This window comes from Escherichia sp. MOD1-EC4550, from assembly GCF_963876935.1.
GTDB lineage: Bacteria > Pseudomonadota > Gammaproteobacteria > Enterobacterales > Enterobacteriaceae > Escherichia > Escherichia coli_F.
Map to the genome: position 1 here is coordinate 471,258 of NZ_CAWNSE010000012.1, position 24,314 is coordinate 495,571.

A 24,314-nucleotide genomic window follows, 5' to 3' on the forward strand; every position below is an offset into this window, starting at 1 on the left:
TCTGGTATGGACACCGTGAATATTTATCGACTCTCTTTTGTATCCTGCCTGGTCATGGCGATGCCTTCCGCCATGGCGGTTGAATTCAACCTGAATGTCCTCGACAAATCGATGCGTGAGCGCATTGATATTTCATTATTAAAGGAAAAAGGTGTCATTGCTCCCGGTGAATATTTTGTCAGCATTGCGGTAAATAATAACCAAATCAGTAATGGGCAAAAAATTAACTGGCAAAAAAAGGGTGACAATACCATTCCGTGCATCAATGATTTATTGGTCGATAAATTTGGCTTAAAACCTGAAGTCCGTCAGTCGTTACCCCTGATTAATCAGTGCGTCGATTTTAGCACCCGACCAGAAATGCTCTTCAATTTTGATCAGGCCAGTCAGCAACTGAATATCACCATCCCACAGGCCTGGCTGGCGTGGCACTCAGATAACTGGACTCCACCCTCCACATGGAAAGAAGGTGTCCCCGGTGTCCTGATGGATTACAACTTGTTTGCCAGCAGCTACCGCCCACAGGATGGCAGCAGCAGCACTAATCTTAACGCCTACGGAACAGCCGGAATTAACGCGGGGGCATGGCGCTTACGCAGTGACTATCAGTTGAATCAAAATGATGGCGATGATAACCATGAGCAGTCAGGCGAAATATCACGTACCTATCTTTTTCGCCCGCTACCGCAATTAGGTTCAAAATTAACCCTCGGCGAAACGGATTTTAGTTCCAATATTTTCGACGGTTTTTCTTATACCGGCGCGGCACTGGCGAGTGACGACCGGATGTTACCGTGGGAACTGCGCGGCTACGCTCCACAAATTAGCGGTATTGCACAAACCAATGCCACGGTGACGATCAGTCAATCAGGCCGCGTCATCTACCAGAAAAAAGTCCCGCCAGGCCCGTTTATCATTGATGATCTGAATCAGTCCGTCCAGGGGACGCTGGATGTCAAAGTGACGGAAGAAGATGGTCGGGTGAACAATTTCCAGGTTTCGGCAGCATCGACGCCTTTCCTTACGCGCCAGGGGCAGGTTCGCTATAAACTTGCTGCCGGTCAGCCGCGAACATCTATGTCTCATCAAACTGAAAATGAAACCTTTTTTAGCAATGAAGTTTCCTGGGGGATGCTGTCAAATACCTCGCTGTACGGCGGCCTGCTGATTTCGGGTGACGACTACCATTCTGCCGCAATGGGTATCGGGCAAAATATGCTCTGGCTTGGTGCATTGTCGTTTGATGTCACCTGGGCCAGTAGTCAGTTTGATACTCAGCAGGACGAGCGGGGCTTAAGTTACCGCTTTAATTACAGCAAACAAGTGGATGCCACTAACAGCACGATTTCGCTCGCCGCTTATCGCTTCTCAGATCGTCATTTTCACAGCTACGCCAACTATCTGGATCACAAATACAACGACAACGATGCGCAGGACGAAAAACAGACGATCAGCTTATCCGTGGGGCAACCGATTACCCCACTGAACCTCAATCTGTACGCCAACCTGCTGCATCAAACCTGGTGGAATGCAGACGCCTCCACGACCGCCAACATCACGGCGGGTTTTAATGTTGATATTGGTAACTGGAGAGATATCTCGATCTCGACGTCATTCAATACAACCCATTACGAAGATAAAGATCGCGACAACCAGATTTACCTGTCGATTTCGCTTCCCTTCGGTAACGGTGGTCGGGTCGGTTATGACATGCAAAACAGTAGCCACAGCACCACACACCGCATGTCGTGGAACGATACGCTGGATGAACGAAATAGCTGGGGGATGTCTGCTGGACTACAATCCGACCGTCCGGACAATGGAGCCCAGGTGAGCGGTAACTATCAGCACCTGAGTTCAGCGGGTGAGTGGGATCTTTCTGGTACTTATGCTGCCAATGACTACAGTTCTGTTAGCAGCAGCTGGAGTGGTTCTTTCACGGCGACGCAATATGGTGCAGCCTTCCATCGCCGCAGCTCCACCAATGAACCACGCCTGATGGTCAGCACCGATGGCGTGGCAGATATTCCGGTTCAGGGCAATCTCGACTACACCAACCATTTTGGCATTGCAGTGGTACCGCTGGTTTCCAGTTATCAACCTTCCACCGTGGCCGTGAACATGAACGACTTACCCGACGGCGTGACGGTGACAGAAAACGTCATCAAAGAAACGTGGATTGAAGGCGCAATAGGTTACAAATCACTGGCATCCCGTTCCGGTAAAGACATTAACGTCATCATTCGCAACGCCAGCGGTCAGTTCCCTCCCCTCGGTGCGGATATCCGTCAGGATGGCAGCAGCATTAGCGTGGGGATGGTTGGCGAGGAAGGACACGCCTGGTTAAGCGGAGTCGCTGAGAATCAAAAGTTTACCGTGGTCTGGGGTGATAGTCAGCGTTGCTCGATCCATCTTCCTGAACATATGGAAGACACCGCAAATCGCCTGATTTTACCTTGTCATTAATTAAGGAAATGAAAATGACATTTATGAAAGGACTTCCCCTTTTGTTGTTGGTTACCAGTCTGTGTAGCCACGCTGCACTACAACCCGACCGCACTCGCATTGTGTTTAACGCTAATGATAAAGCTACCAGTCTGCGAGTAGATAATCGTAGCGATAAACTCCCCTACCTCGCTTATTCCTGGCTCGAAAATGAAAAAGGGGAGAAAAGCGACGATCTTCTGGTCGCCCTACCACCGATACAACGTCTGGAACCGAAAGCAACAACGCAGGTGCGAATAGTCAAGCAAGCCTCGACCACGAAATTACCGGGCGATCGCGAAACGCTATTTTTCTACAATATGCGTGAAATTCCTCCCGCCCCGGAAAAAAACAGCGACCATGCCGTTCTGCAAGTCGCCATCCAGAGCCGTATCAAGGTGTTCTGGCGACCGTCTGCATTACGCAAGAAAGCAGGAGAAAAGGTCGAACTGCAGTTACAGGTCAGCCAGCAGGGCAATCAGCTTAGCTTAAAAAACCCTACTGGCTATTATCTGACCATCGCGTATCTTGGGCGAAATGAGCAAAGCGTTCTCCCGGGCTTCAAAACTGTGATGATTGCGCCTTTTAGTACAGTAAGCACAACCACTGGAAATTATAGTGGCAGCCAGTTTTATCTCGGTTATATGGATGATTATGGCGCATTACGCATGACAACGCTCAACTGTAACGGGCAATGCCGTTTACAGGCTGTGGAGGCGAAGAAATGAGTGCTGGCAAGGGATTATTGCTCATCATCTGTCTGTTATTTCTACCGTTAAAATCTGCGCTTGCCCTGAACTGTTACTTTGGTTCATCCGGTGGTTCGGTAGAAAAATCGGAATCTATTCAACCATTTGCTGTACCAGGGAATGCCAAACCCGGCGATAAGATCTGGGAGTCTGACGATATTAAAATTCCCGTCTATTGTGACAACAATACCAACGGCAACTTTGAGAGCGAGCATGTCTACGCCTGGGTTAACCCGTACCCGGGAATTCAGGATCGCTATTATCAACTCGGCGTAACTTACAATGGTGTTGATTATGATGCTAACCAGGGAAAAAGCCGCATCGACACTAACCAGTGCATCGACAGCAAAAACATTAATATTTATACCCCTGAGCAGATCATCGCGATGGGATGGCAGAACAAAATTTGCTCTGGTGATCCCAATAATATTCATATGTCGCGTACGTTTCTCGCTCGCATGCGGTTATACGTCAAGATACGAGAGATACCGCCGCATGATTATCAAAGCACGCTCAGCGATTACATTGTGGTGCAATTTGATGGCGAAGGAAGCGTTAATGAGGACCCTACCGCCCAAAACCTGAAATATCATATTACTGGTCTGGAAAACATTCGGGTATTGGATTGCAGCGTCAATTTTTCTATTACCCCAGCCAACCAGGTCATTGATTTTGGTAAATTTAATGTACTGGATATCCGGCGACACAACATGACAAAAACATTCGGTATTAAAACGACAAAATCACAAAACGATCAATGTACCGACGGATTCAAAGTCAGCTCCTCGTTTTATACCGAAGAAACGTTGGTTGAAGAAGATAAAGCATTGCTGATTGGTAATGGTCTGAAGCTACGTTTACTGGATGAAAACGCCTCGCCCTATACCTTCAACAAATACAGCGAATATGCCGACTTCACCAGTGACATGCTGATCTACGAAAAAACCTATACGGCTGAACTTTCGTCTATTCCCGGCACTCCCATTGAGGCTGGCTCCTTCGATACCGTGGTGCTTTTTAAGATTAACTATAACTAATTTCCCATGATGCCCTTTGCAACCGAAAGGGCATCTCTTTCAGAAAATTGCTGATTTTCCCCTTTTCCTTGATTGCTGTTATTTTTTCCTGGCCCGGCTTTCTTTATGCTGTATCGATACACCAAAGAGAAAATAATGAGGAAGCGAAGGATGCCAGTTTTGCAGTGGGGAATGTTATGTGTGCTTTCACTTCTCCTTTCTATTGGCTTCCTCGCGGTACATCTTCCGGCGGCACTATTACTTGGGCCAATGATCGCCGGAATCATCTTTAGTATGCGCGGAATTACTCTGCAACTTCCCCGATCCGCTTTTCTCGCCGCGCAGGCCATTCTTGGCTGCATGATTGCGCAAAACCTGACCGGTTCGATCCTGACCACGCTAGCGGTGAACTGGCCGATTGTGTTAGCTATTTTACTGGTGACGTTACTTTCCAGCGCCGTCGTGGGTTGGTTATTGGTGCGCTATAGCTCACTGCCTGGAAATACCGGTGCCTGGGGTTCTTCTCCTGGCGGCGCGGCGGCAATGGTCGCTATGGCGCAAGATTACGGCGCAGATATTCGCCTGGTGGCGTTTATGCAATATCTGCGAGTGCTGTTCGTCGCGGGGGCGGCGGTACTGGTTACGCGGATGATGTTGGGTGATAACGCTGAAGCGGTTAACCAGCAGATCATCTGGTTCCCGCCAGTGAGCATTAATCTCCTGCTTACAATTTTGCTCGCGGTCGCTGCCGGTACGGCGGGATGCTTGCTACGTCTTCCTTCCGGCACGATGCTCATCCCGATGCTGGCAGGCGCGCTGCTCCAGTCTGGTGAGTACATAACCATCGAACTACCAGAATGGCTGCTGGCGATGGCGTATATGGCAATTGGCTGGCGGATTGGTCTTGGTTTCGATAAGCAAATCTTACTGCGGGCATTGCGCCCGCTGCCACAAATCTTGCTGTCGATTTTTGCTCTGCTGGCTATTTGTGCGGGTATGGCGTGGGGGCTGACCCGGTTTATGCATATTGATTTTATGACTGCCTACCTCGCCACCAGCCCCGGCGGGCTTGACACCGTGGCGGTCATCGCCGCAGGGAGCAATGCCGATATGGCGCTTATTATGGCGATGCAAACCCTACGCCTGTTCAGTATTTTGCTGACGGGGCCAGCCATTGCGCGGTTTATTTCAACCTATGCGCCGAAGCGGTCGGCCTAGTGCTGGCAGCCTGGACACCAGTAAAACGGGCGCGAGGACAACGTGGTTTTCTCAATGATGCTGCCACAACGTTCGCACGGTTCGCCATCACGATGAAAAACCTTAAAGCGAAACAGCGCCCCATGATGTTTATTCTCATCCACCTGCCCCCGCGTAGCGTAAGAAAGTCGAGGAATCTCCAGTAACGCGTGTGCGAGTGCATCCAGTTGCGCCGCATTGAGATCTTTCGCTTTATGATTGCCGGTTAACCCCACCTGCCAGAGGATCTCCACCCGCAAATAATTGCCAAGCCCAGCCAGAAACGCCTGATCGAGTAGTAATCCAGCAAACTGACGATTACGAAAGCGCGGCGACAATAACCGTTCTTTCGCCACCTCCGGCGTCAGTTTCGGATCCAGCACATCAGGGCCAACGCGTTGTAAAAACGGATGCGTGGTCAGTTGTTCCGGGGTCAACATCTCAATATCCGAGGCGCTATAAAGCAGAATGGTTTTGTCAGCCGTTTGCAGTTTTACCCGCAATACTCGCGTGGTCTGCGGCTCTTCGCCGGTATCAACCACGCGCCAGACGCCGTAAAGCTGATTATGGCTGTAGAGCGTTAACCCGTTGGAAAAATGAGTTAACAACGCCTTACCTCGCGTTTCCACATGGGTAACGTGTTGACCGATAAGTTGTGATTGATACGGTTTTAACTGCGGGAAGGCAAACCAGACATCAGTTAGAGGTTTGCCTTTGATCGCCGCCTCCAGGTTATCCGCTGCACGGCGGATCTCCGGGCCTTCAGGCATGGTGATATCCTTTTTTCATTCTTTATTAAGCGGGGTTATGCTGCGACAACAATCCCCTTTTCGGCAAATGTAGAGCGTAGTCGGCGGGCGAACGCCAGTGCGTGTTCTCCATCGCCATGCAGGCAGACCGTTTGCGCCGTGACCGTTGCCCATTCGCCGTTGATACTTTTGACTCTGCCGTGTTGCACCATCTCCAACGTTTGCGCCAGCGCCTGTTCTTCGTTTTCAATCAACGCGCCTGGCTGGCTTCGCGGCACCAGCGAGCCGTCAGCCTGATAACTGCGATCGGCAAACACTTCCTCGCGCGTTGTCAGGCCATATTGCTTGCCTGCACGAATCAGCTCGCTTCCCGCCAGCCCGACGAGAATCAATGCCGGATCGCAAGCGTATACCGCTCTGGCGATGGCGTCTGCCAGTTGTGCCTCTTTCGCCGCCTGGTTATACAACATGCCGTGCGGTTTGACATGACGCATTACGCCGCCTTGAGCACGGGCAATCGTTGCCAGCGCGCCAATTTGATACAGCGTCTGGGCGTAAACGGTTTCTGGCGGCAGCTGCATAGCGCTGCGACCAAAATTTTCCCTGTCGGGAAAACTCGGATGAGCGCCAATCGCGACACCATTTTTTATTGCTTCACGCACGCAAGCGTGCATGATTTGCGCATCACCAGCATGAAATCCACAGGCAATATTGGCAGAGGAAACCAGCGTTAATAGCTCTGCGTCGCTGGCACAGCCTTCGCCCAGATCGGCGTTCAGGTCAATTTTCATTGTGCAGCCGCCACGCTAATTGTTCGAAATAACGTCGCTGATCTTGCCGTGCTTTCAGTGCCTCTTCCAGTGAACACTGGACAAAATGAATCGGCTGACCGAGCGGAATTTGCGCCAGATGATACATATCAGCCTCAATGATACAGGCAATACGCGGGTACCCACCGGTGGTTTGCGCGTCGTTCATCAACACAATCGGCTGCCCGTTATGCGGCACCTGCACCACGCCGGGCAACAAACCATGAGATAACAGTTCGCGATCGGTGGTGCGTTTTAAAATTTGCCCCTGTAAGCGATAACCCATGCGGTTACTTTGCGAGCTAAGCTGCCAGGGCGAACGCCAGAATGCATCCTGCGAGGCACGATCGAACTCATGATATTCTGGCCCTGGCAAGGCGCGAATGCGGTTGCCCCACAGCAGCTGTTTAACGCCCTGCGCTTCCATAAAATCACGCTTCGATTTGCCAATCGGGAGTCGGTCACCATCCTTCAGTAAACGGCCTTCCAGCCCACCAATCCCCACTTTGAGATCGGTACTGCATGACCCCATTACCGGCGGAACATCAATACCACCCGCGACCGCCAGATAACTGCGCATCCCGTGCTGCGGGCGTTTAAGCGTTAAACGCTGGCCTGCTTTCATCGGCAATCGCCAGCCAGTCCAGACGGCATTATCATCCAGCCGCGCTTCGCAACCTGCCCCCGTCAGGGCAAACCAACCATCAGTTTCGAACTCTACCGTTAACTGACCGAGCGTTATCTCCAGCGCGGGGGCATTGGCGTCATTACCCACCAGCAGGTTAGCAATGCGTAACGCAGGCATATCCAGTGCGCCGCAGTGGCTGATACCCGACTGGCGAAAACCGTGACGACCGCCATCCTGCACAGTGGTATACATGCCCGCACGAATAATCTTCAGCATACTCCCTCCTTCTGCGGTACAAAGCGCACGCTGTCTCCCGGACGTAATAAGATGGGTTCGTCACGCGCCGGATCAAACAGGCTGAGTGAGGTATGACCAATCAACTGCCAGCCGCCCGGCGTTGCCAGCGGATAAACACCGGTCTGCGGCCCGCCGATCCCGACAGAACCTGCCGGAACGAGCAAGCGCGGTTCAGCGCGCCGTGGCGTGTGTAGTTGTTCCGGCAAACTCCCGAGATACGGGAAGCCCGGTTGAAAACCTAAAAACCAGACCACGTATTCCACAGAGGAGTGCAATTCAACAACCTGTTTTTCGCTCAATCCACAATGCGCCGCGACCACCGCCAAATCCGGTCCGCCTGCGCCACCGTAAACCACCGGAATTTCAATAAAACGAGACTCCGGCTCCAGCGCCTCACTCTCCTCCCACCAGCGTTGCAAACGCTCTATGGCATCCAGCGCCAGCGACTCAGGATTACGTAAAATCACCGTGATATTGTTCATGCCGGGAATGGCTTCAACCACATTCGGCATATCCACCAGACGCTGCGCCAGTCGCCAGATCCGTTTCTGGCTAGCCAGCGTCACCGGCGGTTCCAGCTCCAGCACTACCGCCGTTTCACCTATCAGATAACAACGCGCTCGTTGCACTTTCGATCCCTCTGATTATTCGTTATGCAGGATTAGGAATATCAATAAAGGTCACATCAAGATCGGTATTTTCATTCAGCCACTCGCTCAATGCGCGAATACCACCGCGTTCAGTGGCATGGTGACCCGCAGCATAAAAATGCAATCCCTGCTCGCGGGCTGAATGAATGGTCTGTTCAGAAACTTCGCCAGTAATAAAAGCATCCACGCCAAAACGCGCGGCGCTATCGATAAAACTCTGCCCGCCGCCCGTGCACCAGGCAACGCGCTGAACCACCTCAGGTCCGGTATCGCCACACCATAACGGCTTACGTCCCAGACGCGCTTCAATCCAGGAGGCTAGTTCCAGTCCCGGCACAGGCATAATCAGTTCGCCCCACGGCACTAACGGCTCAATTTCGCCCATGACCGTGATCCCCAGTATCGCCGCCAGCTGTGCGTTATTGCCCAGCTCCGGATGCGCGTCCAACGGCAAATGCCAGCCATACAGGTTGATATCATTCGCCAACAATGTTTTTAAGCGGTTACGCTTCATACCGCGAATTACTGGCGATTCCCCTTTCCAGAAATAACCATGATGCACAATGACCGCATCCGCGCCCAGACGCACCGCTTCATCGAGCAAAGCCTGGCTGGCGGTGACACCGGTAACAATTTTTTGCACCGTCTCTTTGCCTTCCACCTGCAAACCATTCGGCGCGTAATCACTAATCGCCGCGCTGTTCAGTTTTTCGTTAATCAGTTGTTCCAGTTCGGTGTTTTTCATCTTCGCGCCTTCCGTATTCTGATAGCTACACCGTTAACATAGCGTTACCTCGCCTGTTCGTCGATAGCCAATCTTTTGACATATTAAGAAACAAACCCGACGCCAAAAGACGCAAATTGTTTATATCATCACGCTTCAGCTAATGTATATTTATGCAATCAGACAGCATATTGCATAAATAATCAGATCTGTATCAAAGTTTTAACTTTAAGGAAACACAAGCACGCCGCGCAACTATTACGTGACGTTGCAGTCAATTGTGGAATTATTATGAATAAACACGCATCACAGCCGCGCGCTATTTACTATGTCGTTGCGCTGCAAATCTGGGAATATTTTAGCTTTTACGGCATGCGTGCCCTGCTGATTCTCTATCTCACTAATCAACTAAAATACAACGATACTCACGCCTACGCGTTATTTAGCGCCTACTGTTCGCTGGTGTATGTCACGCCAATCCTCGGTGGCTTTTTGGCGGATAAAGTTCTCGGCAACCGTATGGCGGTGATGCTGGGGGCGTTATTGATGGCGATCGGACATGTGGTGCTGGGTGCCAGTGAGATCCATCCGTCATTCCTCTATCTGTCCCTGGCGATTATCGTTTGTGGTTACGGTCTGTTTAAATCCAACGTCAGTTGCCTGCTCGGCGAGCTGTATGAGCCAACCGATCCGCGTCGTGATGGCGGTTTCTCGCTGATGTATGCGGCGGGTAACGTGGGGTCTATTATCGCACCTATCGCCTGTGGCTACGCCCAGGAAGAGTACAGTTGGGCGATGGGCTTTGGCCTGGCGGCGGTTGGCATGATCGCGGGTCTGGTTATCTTCTTATGTGGCAATCGTCATTTTGCTCATACCCGTGGCGTTAACAAAGACGTACTGCGTGCGACAAACTTTCTCCTGCCTAACTGGGGATGGCTGCTGGTTCTGCTGGTGGCAACACCTGCGCTGATTACCGTACTGTTCTGGAAAGAGTGGTCGGTATACGCCTTGATTGTCGCGACTATCATTGGCCTTGGCGTTTTGGCAAAAATTTATCGCAAAGCAGAAAACCAGAAACAGCGTAAGGAGCTGGGGCTGATTGTGACGCTCACCTTCTTCAGCATGTTGTTCTGGGCCTTCGCACAACAGGGGGGTAGCTCGATTAGCCTTTATATTGATCGCTTCGTTAACCGCGATATGTTTGGTTATACCGTTCCGACCGCTATGTTCCAGTCGATTAATGCCTTCGCGGTCATGCTGTGCGGTGTGTTCCTGGCGTGGGTAGTTAAAGAGAGCGTCGCAGGTAATCGTACCGTGCGCATCTGGGGAAAATTTGCTCTTGGCCTCGGCCTGATGAGCGCCGGATTCTGCATTCTGACCTTAAGCGCCCGCTGGTCCGCTATGTATGGTCACTCTTCTCTGCCACTGATGGTGTTAGGCCTGGCGGTGATGGGATTTGCGGAACTGTTTATCGACCCGGTTGCTATGTCGCAGATTACGCGCATTGAAATCCCCGGCGTGACCGGCGTATTAACCGGTATTTATATGCTGCTTTCCGGCGCGATTGCGAACTATCTGGCGGGCGTGATTGCCGATCAGACATCGCAAGCTTCGTTTGATGCTTCCGGAGCGATCAACTACTCCATCAATGCATATATTGAAGTGTTTGATCAAATCACCTGGGGTGCACTGGCGTGTGTAGGACTGGTACTGATGATTTGGCTGTATCAGGCGCTTAAGTTCAGAAACCGCGCGCTGGCGCTGGAGTCTTAACAGGCCAGCACCGATGCCTGATAAGACGCTTAATGCGTCTTATCAGGCCTGGATGTCCCTGCAATATATTGAATTTGCACTATTTGCCAGGCCGGAGAAGGCGTTCACGCAGTATCCGGCATCCGGGCAAGATTGCCTGACGCGTCTGTTATTTCCCCTTCCTCGCCGCCTCATACGCTGCCAACGTTCGTACTCTCGCTTCTTTGTGATCGACTATCGGTTGCGGATAATCCAGCGTCACACCTGATTTATCTGCCCACTTCCACGGTTCATGCACCGCTTTCCCTGGTACATCGCGCAGCTCCGGTAACCATCGGCGGATAAACTCACCTTCGCGATCAAATTTCTCGCCCTGGGTTGTCGGGTTAAAAATACGAAAATACGGCGCAGCATCGGTTCCGGTGGAGGCCGCCCATTGCCAGCCACCGTTATTGGCTGCCAAATCACCATCAATCAGCTGCGACATGAAATATCGCTCGCCTTCGCGCCAGTCGATCAATAAATCTTTCACCAGAAAACTGGCTGTAATCATCCGTAGCCGGTTATGCATCCAGCCACTGCTATTAAGCTGACGCATGGCGGCATCAACAATTGGGTATCCCGTTTTGCCTTCCTGCCAGGCCTTTAAATGGGCGGGATTGCTTTGCCACTGTACGCGGTCGGTCCAGGCAATAAACGGTCGATGTTTACACAACGAGGGGTAATACGTCATCAGATGACGGTAGAACTCGCGCCAGATCAACTCATTAAGCCAGACGCTACCGGCCCCACCGTCCAGCGCCTGCGGCTGTTCCGCCAACAGGCGATGCAGACACTGGCGAGGCGATAACCCGCCCGTTGCCAGGCTGGCGGACAAACGGCTGGTGCCTTCCACTGCCGGAAAATCACGCTGCTGATCGTACTGACTCGCACCGTTCTGGCAAAACTGGCGTAATTGCGCAATCGCCGCTTTTTCTTCCACCGGGAAATGCGCAGTATCGAAAGACTGACGAGGGTAATTCAGCGTAATAGATGGCGCGGGATCTAATGATCCGCTACTCCGAACTTTTGGCGCAGCGACGCACTCCGGCATCCCTTCCCGCAGCCGTTTCAGCCAGGCGTTTTTAAATGGCGTAAAGACTTTGTACATCTCATGATTGCCAGTCATCACCGCCCCCGGCGGCAGGATCACGCTGTCATCGAACCCTTCACACACCACGTTACGCAGCGTTCTCTCAACCTGCACATCCCGCGCCCGCTCATTCACCTCATACTGATAGTTATAAAACAGATGGGTAACACGGTTTTCCGCGCACACCTGTTTAACTATTTCGACGCTGGCGGCAAAGTCATCCACTTCATGAAACAGCAAAGGAATGCCTTTTTCCGCCAGCGCGATTTGTAGCCCGTTCAGTTGTGCATTGATAAATTCAGCCTGACGCGGCGACATATTATGCGCCGCCCACTGGCGTGGTGTAGCGATATACAACGCCAGCACGCGTGCAGACGAATAGCGGCAAGCGGCCGCCAGCGCGAGATTATCATGCAGACGTAAATCCTGGCGAAACCAGACCAGATGGGTAGTCATAAAACTCCTGCATGGCGCAAGTTAATCACCCGCGGCCAAAGTTCGAAATAACGCTGCTCTGAAAGCCAGGCGTCAGGATAAAGCGCCATATAGTGTTTGATACGCATCAGCGGCGCAAGAAGCGGTTGCTCGCCACGGCGATAACTGTCGATAAGCGCCGCCAGTTGTAGACGTGCTGCGGAGTCAAGGTGTGGGCGAAAATAACCCTGAACGTGCATCAAAACGTTTGTATGATCGCGCCGATTGGCGGGGTGAGAAAGCAAAACAATGACGCGTTGGCGGTACTGGTTGTAATAATCATCCAGATTTTGCCACTGGTGAATATCTGCCACAAACGGGCCAAGTTTGCGGTATTCCGGCTGGGAATGGGCCAGAAAGACGAGTTTATAGCGGCTGTGATAATCGAGAAGCGCCCCGCGCGTTAAGCCTCGCTCTTTAAGACGGTGTAACTCATGCAAAGCAAAAATGCGGATAAGGGTGCTGTCATCAAAAAGTTGTTGATTCATTACTACTCCTGGGCGGTTTACAGGAGTAAGTGTAGACGGCGGTACTGAAAAAACGAAACGAATAAATGATAACAGTAAAAAATTCAATTATTCATAATAAATTTCATGGTGGCAAGAAATAGTTTTTTTCTTCATCGCTCATGGCAGCAACGTTTAACATGTTGTCATCAAAATTATTGATGATATTTTTTAATTTCAGTAACTGCAAAGGAGAAAAATAGTCACTCCCGATGAGATTACTCAATACCAGCAATAGCTCCCCATCATATAAATAGCCCACCATAAGATTAATCTCTATCATCTCAATTGCTTTTTGTACAGCAAGCGCCGGTAAGATATTCTGACGAAGCATTTTGGCAATATCATTTTCATCCAGTTCATCGGGTGTTTTATCTAATAAAGAATTATACCAGTTTATTAAACCACTTTTGAAAGCGAACGAATCATATTGCAGGTGATAAATCTGTTTTAGGGTTTCTTTATTTTTCAATTTATAGTGCCTTTGTTTGCTATAATTTTTCTGAAATAACATCAGCGAGTTTGCTCAGGTGCAGGGATGACCGAAATTGTCATGTATTTTTTCAGTCTGGCTTCTCGTTTCACACCTTTCGGATCTGAACCAAAAGGAAGCGTCAAGCATGGTGAGTCAACGGTTTGGATTGTCCAGAGAGAATCACCAATGAATCTGAAATTGATGCTATCCGCTGTAACGGATAATCCCTCAAAACTTCCCGTCGCATACTCATTACCCAAACGTACGGTCTCTTTAACTCCATCGTTAACATCGATAAGGACAATTGTCAGTGATTCCTCAAAAATAACGTCATCCGTCAGAAAAAGGATATAACGCTGGTCATTAACCTGAATTGCCGCTTCCAGTATTTGCCCTGGTACAATAATACCTGTGTTATTGCCCTTGAGCACAACGTCAGACTGAGCCTGAGATAAATCAGTCGCTTTGTGAACCTTGACCAACGATATCGAATTAACCTGTTGCATAATCAATTCCACAAGCGCCCCATTTCCCATGCGGCAAGTGCACCGCCGACAAAGCCGCCAATAAGTACGCAAACAGGTGCACCTGGACCACACATCAATCCGGTCAACGCACCGCCTGCGACAGCACCGGCAATAATATTCATCCGGGTACGACTGCCAGTGGTTTTAACAGATTTGCGCTCACCGTTACGTATCCTGCCACCACTCAGGTTGCAGACGCGGCAGTCACAGCCTTGACGGTGTTGAAACTAAAGTTCAGGTGATAGTCTGATGTTCATAGTTTGAGCATTATCCCCTGACAGAATCAAATCAAGCAGTGTCAATGATCACGTGTATACATCATTTAAAGCATTATCAAGCCAATCTTCCATGTTTTTAATTTTAGCCCGCGCATATAAATCATTCATAACATCCTCATAACTCTGTCCATCATTGACCATACAATTAGCTGTATGAGGCAGAACATGTATAAAATCAGACAATATAAAACAAGCCTTTGAATTTCCAGAGTTAGCTGCAATTCTGATATCAATCAATCCTCTGGCAATCAATTTAAGAATAACATCTTGCATTTTAATTTCCATATCATCCAGTTAAATTTCAGTAGTAAATCGTCTATCAAAAAAAGATGAAATTAACATTCATAAATTTATTACAATATGAAAATCAAAAATATACATCATCAGCTTCTACCGAAAACTCCATGGCTCCTAAGGCACCTAAATCAATACTAAATATAGTATCACTTTCCTTAGCACTCCCAACATAGATAAAATAGCCTAAATCTCCGTCTTGACCTATCAAAAAATAGTCAGGTTCCACTTGTTGAATATCATATGTTTCATTTCTTTCAATAAGATCAGAATAGTTATATAAATATAATGTTTCGTGCTTCTTATTAGTTATTTCATAGGTCTCACTATCTTTAATTTCTTCTATCAAAAAACGTTTATACACTGGAGGAAACTTGATTGACATGTCAAATTCAATTTTATTTATATATTCTATAATTTTATTCATGTTAAGAATACCTGAAAGATTATTTATTGATTATCTTGATGAATATATCTTCACTTTTTATTTTCATTTACTCATCGCGGAAATACACATTGCCTTGTAGACAAGCGCTAATAATACGTTATGAACCTGACTTCCGCCAGACAATCAATCTATGAATTCATTACGCCGTAGTGTTTTAGAAAGACACTTTCTGACCAGATGGTGAACCATATACTACATCGCGCATTATAAAAAAACCGCCAGCGTTTCCACTAGCGGTTTTCAATGTTTTCAAAACTCAGCTATCAGTAAAAATCACCGGTTGCCTTTTCGGCCTGATCCATCCACACCGGTTTATCGCTGGTTTTCGACCAGACGCGGTGCAGGTAGCTGTAAAAGCGGGCGCGGTCTTTCCAGAAAAGCATGAAAGGCAGCGCCAGAACGCCCGCTGCAACCGCATAAGTACGGCGTAAAAAGATAAGCCATGCAGGATATTCTCTGTAGAGTTCCATACTTTTCTCCCCCTTTTATATCTACCCGGTGAATGGCACCGGAAAAATGAATTTGTTTATCTGATGAAAATAGTACCGCCTTTTGTGTAATTTTACTACTCATCCGACCACTTATTTTTGCTTATTGATGGTTTATTTACATTCACCTCGTAATTAAGTTACACAAAAGTTAAATTAATACTAACCATCAGTTAAATCATGGCTTTTGCCATTTTTATACTTTTTTTACATCCCGCCCGAAGATTTTTGCGAAATCTTTGCAGCCAGAATTCTACCCTTCCGGTATCACTTTTAGGCCACTGGAGGTGCACTGTGAGTGCAGGCGTGATAACCGGCGTATTGCTGGTGTTTTTATTACTGGGTTATCTGGTTTATGCCCTGATCAATGCGGAGGCGTTCTGATGGCTGCGCAAGGGTTCTTACTGATTGCCACGTTTTTACTGGTATTAATGGTACTGGCGCGTCCTTTAGGCAGCGGGCTGGCGTGGCTGATTAATGATATTCCTCTTCCTGGTACGACGGGCGTTGAACGCGTACTCTTTAGCGCGCTTGGCGTCTCTAACCATGAGATGAACTGGAAGCAGTATCTCTGTGCCATTCTCGGCCTGAACATGCTGGGGCTGGCGGTGCTGTTTTTCATGCTGCTCGGTCAGCACTATCTGCCGCTTAATCCACAGCAGTTGCCGGGGCTGTCATGGGATCTGGCGCTGAATACTGCCGTCAGCTTTGTCACTAATACCAACTGGCAATCTTATAGCGGTGAAACCACGTTGAGCTATTTCAGCCAGATGGCGGGCTTAACGGTGCAAAACTTTCTTTCTGCCGCCAGCGGGATTGCGGTGATTTTTGCCCTCATTCGTGCATTTACCCGCCAGAGCATGAGCACACTCGGGAATGCCTGGGTCGATCTGCTACGCATCACGTTATGGGTGCTAGTCCCTGTGGCGTTGTTGATCGCACTGTTTTTTATTCAACAAGGTGCGCTGCAAAACTTTCTGCCCTATCAGGCGGTGAATACCGTTGAAGGAGCGCAACAGCTGTTACCCATGGGGCCTGTAGCTTCTCAGGAAGCGATCAAGATGCTCGGTACTAACGGCGGTGGCTTCTTTAATGCCAACTCGTCGCATCCGTTTGAAAACCCAACCGCACTGACCAACTTCGTGCAGATGCTGGCGATCTTCTTGATCCCAACAGCGCTGTGCTTTGCCTTTGGTGAAGTGGCAGGCGATCGCCGCCAGGGGCGCATGTTGCTGTGGGCGATGTCAGTGATTTTTGTCATCTGCGTAGGCGTGGTGATGTGGGCAGAAGTTCACGGTAATCCTCAACTGCTGGCGCTGGGTGCGGACAGCAGCATCAATATGGAAGGTAAAGAGAGCCGTTTCGGCGTGCTGGTCAGTAGCCTGTTTGCGGTCGTGACTACGGCGGCTTCCTGTGGCGCGGTGATTGCGATGCATGATTCGTTTACCGCTCTCGGTGGCATGGTGCCGATGTGGCTGATGCAAATTGGTGAAGTGGTATTCGGCGGTGTCGGTTCTGGTCTTTACGGCATGATGCTGTTCGTTCTGCTGGCGGTGTTTATTGCCGGGCTGATGATTGGTCGTACACCGGAATATCTGGGTAAAAAAATCGACGTACGTGAGATGAAACTGACTGCACTGGCGATTCTGGTCACCCCGACGCTGGTACTGATGGGCGCAGCACTGGCGATGATGACCGACGCCGGACGTAGCGCCATGCTCAACCCTGGCCCGCACGGTTTTAGCGAAGTGCTGTACGCCGTGTCGTCCGCCGCTAACAACAACGGCAGCGCCTTTGCCGGATTAAGCGCCAACTCTCCGTTCTGGAACTGTTTACTGGCGTTCTGCATGTTTGTCGGTCGCTTCGGGGTGATTATTCCGGTAATGGCGATTGCTGGTTCGCTGGTGAGTAAAAAGAGCCAGCCCGCCAGCTCCGGCACTCTACCAACGCACGGCCCGCTGTTTGTTGGTCTGTTGATCGGCACCGTGTTGCTGGTTGGCGCACTGACCTTTATCCCTGCCCTGGCGCTTGGTCCGGTGGCGGAATACCTCTCCTGATGATATTGAGTGAGCACTGAATATGAGTCGTAAACAACTGGCGCTATTCGAACCAACACTTGTCGTTCAGGCGCTGAAAGAAGCGGTGAAAAAATTAAACCCGCAGGCGCAATGGCGCAATCCGGTGATGTTTATCGTCTGGATCGGCAGTCTGCTGACCACCTGTATTAGCATCGCGATGGCAAGCGGTGCGATGCCTGGCAATGCGCTGTTTAGCGCGGCCATTAGCGGCTGGCTGTGGGTCACCGTACTGTTCGCTAATTTCGCCGAGGCGCTGGCAGAAGGCCGCAGTAAAGCGCAGGCCAACAGTCTGAAAGGGGTGAAAAAAACTGCCTTTGCCCGCAAGCTGCGTGAGCCGAAATATGGCGCTGCGGCGGACAAAGTTCCTGCCGATCAACTGCGTAAAGGCGATATCGTGCTGGTAGAAGCGGGCGATATTATCCCCTGCGATGGTGAAGTCATTGAAGGGGGCGCATCGGTCGATGAAAGCGCCATCACCGGGGAATCGGCACCGGTGATCCGTGAATCCGGCGGCGATTTTGCCTCCGTCACCGGCGGCACGCGTATTCTTTCTGACTGGCTGGTGATTGAGTGTAGCGTTAACCCCGGCGAGACATTTCTGGATCGGATGATCGCGATGGTGGAAGGCGCGCAGCGACGTAAAACGCCGAACGAGATTGCCCTGACCATTCTGCTGATTGCCCTGACTATCGTCTTTTTACTGGCAACCGCCACGCTGTGGCCATTTTCCGCGTGGGGCGGTAATGCAGTCAGTGTAACGGTACTGGTGGCGCTGCTGGTCTGTCTGATTCCAACCACCATCGGCGGCCTGTTGTCAGCGATCGGCGTCGCCGGGATGAGTCGGATGCTGGGCGCGAATGTGATCGCCACCAGCGGACGCGCCGTTGAAGCGGCGGGTGACGTTGACGTTCTGCTGCTGGATAAAACCGGTACCATCACCCTCGGTAACCGTCAGGCATCAGAGTTTATCCCTGCGCAGGGCGTAGAGGAAAAAACGCTGGCCGACGCAGCACAACTGGCTTCGCTGGCCGACGAAACGCCGGAAGGCCGCAGTATTGTGATCCTCGCCAAGCAGCGTTTTAACCTGCGCGAGCGCGATGTGCAGTCGCTTCACGCCACTTTTGTACCGTTTACTGCGCAAAGTCGAATGAGCGGGATCAATATCGACAACCGTATGATCCGTAAAGGTTCTGTCGATGCCATTCGCCGCCATATTGAAGCTAACGGTGGTCACTTCCCTGCCGATGTCGATCAAAAAGTCGATCAGGTTGCGCGTCAGGGGGCCACGCCTCTGGTAGTGGTGGAAGGTTCCCGCGTGCTGGGCGTTATTGCGCTGAAAGATATCGTCAAAGGCGGCATTAAAGAGCGCTTCGCCCAGCTGCGCCAAATGGGCATAAAAACGGTGATGATTACTGGCGATAACCGTCTGACTGCCGCCGCCATTGCCGCGGAAGCGGGCGTCGATGATTTCCTCGCCGAAGCGACACCGGAGGCCAAGCTGGCGTTAATTCGTCAGTATCAGGCGGAAGGCCGTTTGGTGGCGATGACCGGCGACGGCACCAACGATGCTCCGGCGCTGGCACAGGCAGATGTCGCGGTAGCGATGAACTCCGGCACTCAGGCGGCGAAAGAAGCGGGCAATATGGTGGATCTCGACTCTAACCCGACCAAGTTGATCGAGGTGGTGCATATTGGCAAACAGATGCTGATGACCCGTGGCTCGCTGACCACCTTCAGCATTGCCAACGATGTGGCGAAATACTTCGCCATTATTCCGGCGGCGTTCGCGGCAACGTATCCGCAGTTAAATGCGCTGAACATCATGCGCCTGCATTCGCCCGACTCCGCCATTCTCAGTGCGGTCATTTTCAACGCCTTGATTATCGTCTTTTTGATTCCCCTGGCGTTAAAAGGCGTGAGTTATAAACCGCTTACCGCTTCTGCCATGTTGCGCCGTAACTTATGGATTTACGGTCTGGGTGGGCTGCTGGTGCCGTTTATTGGTATCAAAGTCATTGATTTACTGCTGACCGTTTGCGGTCTGGTGTGAGGTTTACCATGCGTGGATTACGTCCGGCATTATCGACATTTCTCTTTTTGTTACTGATTACTGGCGGTGTTTACCCGCTGCTGACCACCGCGCTGGGGCAATGGTGGTTTCCCTGGCAGGCCAATGGTTCGTTGATTCGCGAAGGTGATACGGTGCGCGGCTCGGCATTAATCGGGCAGAATTTTACCGGCAACGGCTATTTTCATGGTCGCCCGTCGGCAACGGCAGAAATGCCCTATAATCCACAGGCTTCTGGCGGGAGCAATCTGGCGGTCAGTAACCCTGAGCTGGATAAACTAATAGCCGCACGCGTTGCTGCATTACGAGCCGCTAACCCGGATGCCAGCGCGAACGTTCCGGTTGAACTGGTGACGGCGTCGGCAAGCGGGCTGGACAATAACATCACCCCGCAAGCGGCGGCCTGGCAGATCCCACGCGTGGCGAAAGCGCGTAATCTCAGCGTTGAACAGCTCACGCAGCTGATCGCAAAATATAGCCAACAACCGCTGGTGAAATATATCGGCCAGCCGGTCGTCAACATTGTCGAACTCAATCTGGCGCTGGATAAGCTTGATGAATAACGAACCCTTACGTCCCGACCCCGATCGTCTGCTGGAACAAACTGCCGCGCCGCATCGGGGGAAGCTGAAAGTTTTTTTCGGTGCCTGTGCAGGCGTCGGGAAGACCTGGGCGATGCTGGCAGAAGCCCAGCGACTGCGGGCGCAAGGGCTGGATATTGTGGTTGGCGTGGTTGAAACTCACGGACGGAAAGATACCGCCGCAATGCTGGAAGGGCTGGCTGTTCTGCCGCTAAAACGCCAGGCGTACCGTGGGCGGCATATCAGCGAGTTTGATCTCGATGCCGCCCTCGCCCGCCGTCCGGCGCTGATCTTAATGGACGAACTGGCGCACAGTAATGCGCCAGGTTCTCGTCATCCTAAACGCTGGCAGGACATCGAAGAGCTGCTGGAAGCGGGCATTGATGTTTTCACGACCGTCAACGTTCAGCATCTGGAAAGCCTGAATGATGTGGTCAGTGGCGTCACCGGAATTCAGGTGCGGGAAACCGTGCCCGATCCCTTTTTTGATGCTGCCGACGACGTAGTGCTGGTGGACTTGCCCCCGGACGATCTGCGTCAACGGCTGAAAGAAGGCAAAGTCTATATTGCCGGGCAGGCGGAGCGCGCCATTGAACATTTTTTCCGCAAAGGCAATCTGATCGCCCTGCGCGAACTGGCACTGCGCCGTACTGCCGATCGCGTAGATGAGCAAATGCGCGCCTGGCGGGGGCATCCTGGCGAAGAGAAAGTCTGGCACACGCGCGACGCGATTCTTTTATGTATTGGGCATAACACCGGCAGTGAGAAACTGGTCCGCGCGGCGGCGCGGTTGGCGTCACGGCTGGGGAGCGTCTGGCACGCGGTGTATGTTGAAACCCCTGCCCTGCACCGCTTACCGGAGAAAAAACGTCGGGCAATTCTCAGCGCCTTACGTCTGGCGCAGGAGCTGGGCGCGGAGACGGCAACACTTTCTGATCCAGCGGAAGAGAAAGCCGTAGTGCGTTATGCCCGTGAACATAATCTCGGCAAGATTATTCTCGGTCGCCCGGCCTCACGCCGCTGGTGGCGTCGGGAAACTTTTGCTGACCGACTGGCGCGCATCGCCCCCGATCTCGATCAGGTGCTGGTCGCGCTTGATGAACCACCCGCCCGCCCGCTTAATAACGCGCCGGATAGCCGCTCTTTTAAAGACAAGTGGCGGGTACAGATTCAGGGATGCTTGGTTGCCGCCGCGTTATGCGCCGTTATCACCTTAATTGCCATGCAGTGGCTGATGGCGTTTGATGCCGCCAACCTGGTGATGCTGTATCTACTTGGCGTGGTGATGGTGGCGCTATTTTATGGACGCTGGCCTTCGGTGGTTGCTACCGTCATTAATGTGGTGAGTTTCGATCTCTTTTTTATCGCCCCACGCGGCACGCTCGCCGTCTCTGATGTGCAGTATCTGCTGACCTTCGCGGTGATGTTAACCGTCGGGCTGGTGATCGGGAACCTTACTGCTGGCGTGCGTTATCAGGCGCGGGTAGCCCGTTACCGCGAGCAACGCACACGGCACTTATATGAAATGTCGAAAGCACTGGCGGTGGGCCGCAGTCCGCAGGACATCGCCGCCACCAGCGAACAATTTATTGCCTCCACGTTTCATGCCCGCAGTCAGGTGTTGTTACCCGATGACAACGGTAAATTGCAGCCGTTAACACATCCGCAAGGAATGACGCCGTGGGACGATGCCATCGCGCAGTGGAGTTTTGATAAAGGCCTGCCTGCGGGCGCGGGCACCGACACGTTACCCGGCGTGCCGTACCAAATTTTGCCGTTAAAAAGCGGTGAGAAAACCTACGGGCTGGTGGTGGTGGAGCCGGGGAATCTGCGCCAGTTGATGATCCCGGAACAGCAGCGCCTGCTGGAGACATTTACGTTGTTAGTCGCCAATGCCCTTGAGCGGCTGACACTGACCGCCAGCGAAGAACAGGCGCGGATGGCAAGCGAACGAGAACAGATCCGCAACGCCCTGCTGGCGGCGCTTTCGCATGATTTACGCACGCCGCTTACGGTGCTGTTCGGTCAGGCAGAAATCTTAACGCTCGATCTGGCGAGCGAAGGATCGCCCCACGCCCGCCAGGCCAGCGAGATTCGTCAGCATGTGCTGAACACGACCCGACTGGTGAATAATCTACTGGATATGGCGCGAATTCAGTCCGGCGGCTTTAATTTGAAGAAAGAGTGGTTAACGCTGGAAGAAGTGGTCGGCAGCGCGCTGCAAATGCTGGAACCGGGTTTATCCTCGCCCATCAACCTTTCTCTGCCAGAACCGCTGACCTTAATCCACGTTGACGGGCCACTCTTTGAACGGGTGCTGATTAATCTGCTGGAGAACGCGGTGAAATACGCGGGTGCACAGGCCGAAATTGGTATCGATGCCCACGTTGAGGGCGAAAATCTACAACTGGATGTCTGGGATAACGGCCCCGGTCTTCCACAAGGCCTGGAGCAGGCGATATTCGATAAGTTTGCTCGCGGAAATAAAGAGTCGGCGGTGCCGGGTGTAGGGCTTGGGCTGGCAATTTGTCGGGCAATTGTGGATGTACACGGCGGCACCATTACCGCGTTCAACCGACCGCAAGGTGGTGCCTGTTTTCGTGTTACACTTCCCCAGCAAACTGCCCCTGAACTTGAAGAATTTCATGAGGATATGTGACAAACGTTCTGATTGTTGAAGATGAACAGGCTATTCGTCGCTTTCTGCGCACGGCGCTGGAGGGCGACGGTATGCGCGTTTTTGAAGCCGAAACGCTGCAACGGGGGCTGCTGGAAGCGGCGACTCGTAAGCCAGATTTGATTATTCTCGATCTCGGCCTGCCAGACGGTGATGGGATTGAGTTTATCCGCGACCTGCGCCAGTGGAGCGCGGTGCCAGTAATTGTGCTTTCCGCCCGCAGCGAAGAGAGCGACAAAATCGCCGCGCTGGATGCCGGAGCGGATGATTACCTGAGTAAGCCATTTGGCATTGGTGAATTGCAGGCCCGTCTGCGCGTTGCTTTACGCCGCCACTCTGCTACCACCGCGCCTGATCCGCTGGTGAAATTTTCTGATGTTACCGTCGATTTAGCCGCCCGCGTGATTCACCGCAGTGAGGAAGAGGTGCATCTCACCCCGATTGAATTCCGCCTGCTGGCGGTGCTGCTCAACAATGCCGGAAAAGTGCTCACCCAGCGCCAGCTTCTCAACCAGGTGTGGGGACCAAACGCGGTCGAACACAGCCATTATTTGCGTATTTATATGGGGCATCTGCGACAAAAACTGGAGCAAGATCCCGCCCGCCCTCGCCATTTTATTACTGAAACCGGTATTGGGTATCGGTTTATGCCATGAATTATTATTCAATAAATACGCTTAACTAATTATTAATTTATTATTAAACCTGCCCCGAAAATTATTATTTGGCAGGTTTAATTTCTTAATGAAAATATAACCTACGAAATTGCAACATTTAAACAACAAAACAGCATCTAATATGGCGCTATTCATAATTAACGATTTATTATTTGGGGTGTGATCGTTTTTTGTTGATCTTCTTCACAGTTTATAGCCTTTTCATGGATAGAATAACTCTACCTTCAACTGACACAGCAAAAGGTAAAGGTAAATGGAAAATAATAACCGCTTAATGCCTCATATAAGGCGGACAACCCATATCATGAAGTTTGCCCATCGTAATAGTTTTGACTTTCATTTCTTTAATGCCCGTTAGTCTTCTGACTAAAGGGCACCCCAGCGTACAGGTCTCCCTGACTTTAAGCATTACAGGTTAATACCTGTATCCCTCGGTGCTCATATACTGCTAACCCTTTTAAACTCTAAATAATTCAAGTCGCAGCACTAGCAACTTGAAGTATGACGAGTATAGCCA

Annotated in this window: 25 protein-coding genes and 1 pseudogene; 13 read left to right on the forward strand and 13 right to left on the reverse strand. The window is 51.2% G+C overall.

The annotated features are described in order from the left end of the window. The first annotated feature begins 6 nt into the window (after window positions 1–6). The 4 genes from AACU19_RS09570 (at window position 7) to AACU19_RS09585 (ending at window position 5,467) form a co-directional block, all read left to right on the forward strand. Window positions 7–2,466, forward strand: coding sequence for a fimbria/pilus outer membrane usher protein (locus AACU19_RS09570; protein WP_198599077.1), 2,460 nt, complete (start codon window positions 7–9; stop codon window positions 2,464–2,466). A gap of 14 nt (window positions 2,467–2,480) precedes the next feature. Further along, complete coding sequence (locus AACU19_RS09575; RefSeq protein ID WP_105278154.1) at window positions 2,481–3,212, forward strand: fimbrial biogenesis chaperone; 732 nt, start codon at window positions 2,481–2,483, stop codon at window positions 3,210–3,212. Then, on the forward strand, window positions 3,209–4,270 hold the full coding sequence (locus AACU19_RS09580) for a fimbrial protein (RefSeq protein WP_088541579.1): 1,062 nt from the start codon (window positions 3,209–3,211) through the stop codon (window positions 4,268–4,270). Before AACU19_RS09575 ends, AACU19_RS09580 begins: the two co-directional genes overlap by 4 nt. Window positions 4,271–4,420: 150 nt before the next feature. Beyond that, window positions 4,421–5,467, forward strand: a complete 1,047-nt coding sequence (locus tag AACU19_RS09585; RefSeq protein ID WP_105278155.1) for an AbrB family transcriptional regulator — start codon at window positions 4,421–4,423, stop codon at window positions 5,465–5,467. Here the strand turns inward: AACU19_RS09585 and nei are convergent. The 5 genes from nei to ybgI are packed head-to-tail and all read right to left on the reverse strand — an operon-like array spanning window position 5,464 to window position 9,363. Further along, window positions 5,464–6,255, reverse strand: coding sequence for an endonuclease VIII (nei, locus tag AACU19_RS09590; RefSeq protein WP_001353356.1), 792 nt, complete (start codon window positions 6,253–6,255; stop codon window positions 5,464–5,466). The genes AACU19_RS09585 and nei overlap by 4 nt on opposite strands. 35 nt (window positions 6,256–6,290) lie before the next feature. After that, window positions 6,291–7,025 (reverse strand): 5-oxoprolinase subunit PxpA, encoded by a 735-nt coding sequence (gene pxpA, locus AACU19_RS09595; RefSeq protein WP_105278156.1) that lies wholly within the window; start codon window positions 7,023–7,025, stop codon window positions 6,291–6,293. Then, on the reverse strand, window positions 7,015–7,947 hold the full coding sequence (gene pxpC, locus AACU19_RS09600; RefSeq protein ID WP_105278157.1) for a 5-oxoprolinase subunit PxpC: 933 nt from the start codon (window positions 7,945–7,947) through the stop codon (window positions 7,015–7,017). The genes pxpA and pxpC overlap by 11 nt, the downstream gene beginning before the upstream one ends. Then, entirely contained in the window at window positions 7,941–8,597 is a 657-nt protein-coding gene (pxpB, locus tag AACU19_RS09605) for a 5-oxoprolinase subunit PxpB (protein ID WP_001188343.1), read from the reverse strand. The genes pxpC and pxpB overlap by 7 nt, the downstream gene beginning before the upstream one ends. Before the next feature lie 22 nt (window positions 8,598–8,619). Further along, on the reverse strand, window positions 8,620–9,363 hold the full coding sequence (gene ybgI, locus AACU19_RS09610; RefSeq protein ID WP_105278158.1) for a radiation resistance protein YbgI: 744 nt from the start codon (window positions 9,361–9,363) through the stop codon (window positions 8,620–8,622). A gap of 270 nt (window positions 9,364–9,633) precedes the next feature. On the opposite strand from ybgI, the gene dtpD reads away from it, so the two are divergent. Further along, window positions 9,634–11,115 (forward strand): dipeptide permease DtpD, encoded by a 1,482-nt coding sequence (gene dtpD / locus AACU19_RS09615; RefSeq protein ID WP_001032670.1) that lies wholly within the window; start codon window positions 9,634–9,636, stop codon window positions 11,113–11,115. 148 nt (window positions 11,116–11,263) lie between these two features. Here the strand turns inward: dtpD and phrB are convergent, their stop codons facing one another. The 8 genes and pseudogenes from phrB to AACU19_RS09655 all read right to left on the reverse strand — a co-directional run bounded on the left by phrB (window position 11,264) and on the right by AACU19_RS09655 (window position 15,698). After that, a complete protein-coding gene (gene phrB / locus AACU19_RS09620) occupies window positions 11,264–12,682 on the reverse strand; it encodes a deoxyribodipyrimidine photo-lyase (protein WP_105278159.1) in 1,419 nt (472 codons plus the stop codon). After that, window positions 12,679–13,188 (reverse strand): YbgA family protein, encoded by a 510-nt coding sequence (locus AACU19_RS09625; RefSeq protein WP_039021225.1) that lies wholly within the window; start codon window positions 13,186–13,188, stop codon window positions 12,679–12,681. The genes phrB and AACU19_RS09625 overlap by 4 nt, the downstream gene beginning before the upstream one ends. Before the next feature lie 103 nt (window positions 13,189–13,291). Continuing rightward, window positions 13,292–13,678: a contact-dependent growth inhibition system immunity protein gene (locus tag AACU19_RS09630; protein WP_241957763.1), complete on the reverse strand. Its 387-nt coding sequence runs from the start codon at window positions 13,676–13,678 to the stop codon at window positions 13,292–13,294. Window positions 13,679–13,719: 41 nt separating this feature from the next. After that, on the reverse strand, window positions 13,720–14,187 hold the full coding sequence (locus AACU19_RS09635; protein ID WP_105278160.1) for a hypothetical protein: 468 nt from the start codon (window positions 14,185–14,187) through the stop codon (window positions 13,720–13,722). An 89-nt stretch (window positions 14,188–14,276) separates the two neighbouring features. After that, window positions 14,277–14,396 (reverse strand): annotated as a pseudogene (locus AACU19_RS09640) (IS630 family transposase); the annotation flags it as partial. A gap of 117 nt (window positions 14,397–14,513) precedes the next feature. After that, complete coding sequence (locus AACU19_RS09645; RefSeq protein WP_105278161.1) at window positions 14,514–14,771, reverse strand: hypothetical protein; 258 nt, start codon at window positions 14,769–14,771, stop codon at window positions 14,514–14,516. Window positions 14,772–14,853: 82 nt separating this feature from the next. Next, entirely contained in the window at window positions 14,854–15,207 is a 354-nt protein-coding gene (locus AACU19_RS09650) for a hypothetical protein (RefSeq protein WP_001033417.1), read from the reverse strand. Between the two features lie 284 nt (window positions 15,208–15,491). Then, on the reverse strand, window positions 15,492–15,698 hold the full coding sequence (locus AACU19_RS09655; RefSeq protein WP_000424924.1) for a YbfA family protein: 207 nt from the start codon (window positions 15,696–15,698) through the stop codon (window positions 15,492–15,494). A gap of 312 nt (window positions 15,699–16,010) precedes the next feature. Here AACU19_RS09655 and kdpF point away from each other — a divergent pair, with 312 nt between their 5' ends. From kdpF to speFL, 8 genes are all read left to right on the forward strand, one after another. Next, on the forward strand, window positions 16,011–16,100 hold the full coding sequence (gene kdpF / locus AACU19_RS09660; protein WP_001272653.1) for a K(+)-transporting ATPase subunit F: 90 nt from the start codon (window positions 16,011–16,013) through the stop codon (window positions 16,098–16,100). Continuing rightward, entirely contained in the window at window positions 16,100–17,773 is a 1,674-nt protein-coding gene (kdpA, locus tag AACU19_RS09665; RefSeq protein WP_105278162.1) for a potassium-transporting ATPase subunit KdpA, read from the forward strand. The genes kdpF and kdpA overlap by 1 nt, the downstream gene beginning before the upstream one ends. Before the next feature lie 22 nt (window positions 17,774–17,795). After that, a complete protein-coding gene (kdpB, locus tag AACU19_RS09670; protein ID WP_088542190.1) occupies window positions 17,796–19,844 on the forward strand; it encodes a potassium-transporting ATPase subunit KdpB in 2,049 nt (682 codons plus the stop codon). Between the two features lie 8 nt (window positions 19,845–19,852). Continuing rightward, the gene (kdpC, locus tag AACU19_RS09675) at window positions 19,853–20,425 is read left to right on the forward strand and encodes a K(+)-transporting ATPase subunit C (RefSeq protein ID WP_001353357.1); all 573 of its coding nucleotides are present in this window, start codon (window positions 19,853–19,855) and stop codon (window positions 20,423–20,425) included. Then, window positions 20,418–23,102 (forward strand): two-component system sensor histidine kinase KdpD, encoded by a 2,685-nt coding sequence (kdpD, locus tag AACU19_RS09680; protein ID WP_105278163.1) that lies wholly within the window; start codon window positions 20,418–20,420, stop codon window positions 23,100–23,102. The genes kdpC and kdpD overlap by 8 nt, the downstream gene beginning before the upstream one ends. Continuing rightward, window positions 23,099–23,776: a two-component system response regulator KdpE gene (kdpE, locus tag AACU19_RS09685; RefSeq protein ID WP_105278164.1), complete on the forward strand. Its 678-nt coding sequence runs from the start codon at window positions 23,099–23,101 to the stop codon at window positions 23,774–23,776. Before kdpD ends, kdpE begins: the two co-directional genes overlap by 4 nt. A gap of 164 nt (window positions 23,777–23,940) precedes the next feature. Then, window positions 23,941–24,072 carry a TonB-dependent receptor gene (locus AACU19_RS09690; protein WP_103253904.1) on the forward strand — a complete coding sequence of 44 codons (132 nt, stop codon included), beginning with the start codon at window positions 23,941–23,943 and terminating at the stop codon, window positions 24,070–24,072. Continuing rightward, window positions 24,051–24,155 (forward strand): leader peptide SpeFL, encoded by a 105-nt coding sequence (gene speFL / locus AACU19_RS09695; RefSeq protein WP_001312672.1) that lies wholly within the window; start codon window positions 24,051–24,053, stop codon window positions 24,153–24,155. Before AACU19_RS09690 ends, speFL begins: the two co-directional genes overlap by 22 nt. Window positions 24,156–24,314: the final 159 nt, after the last annotated feature.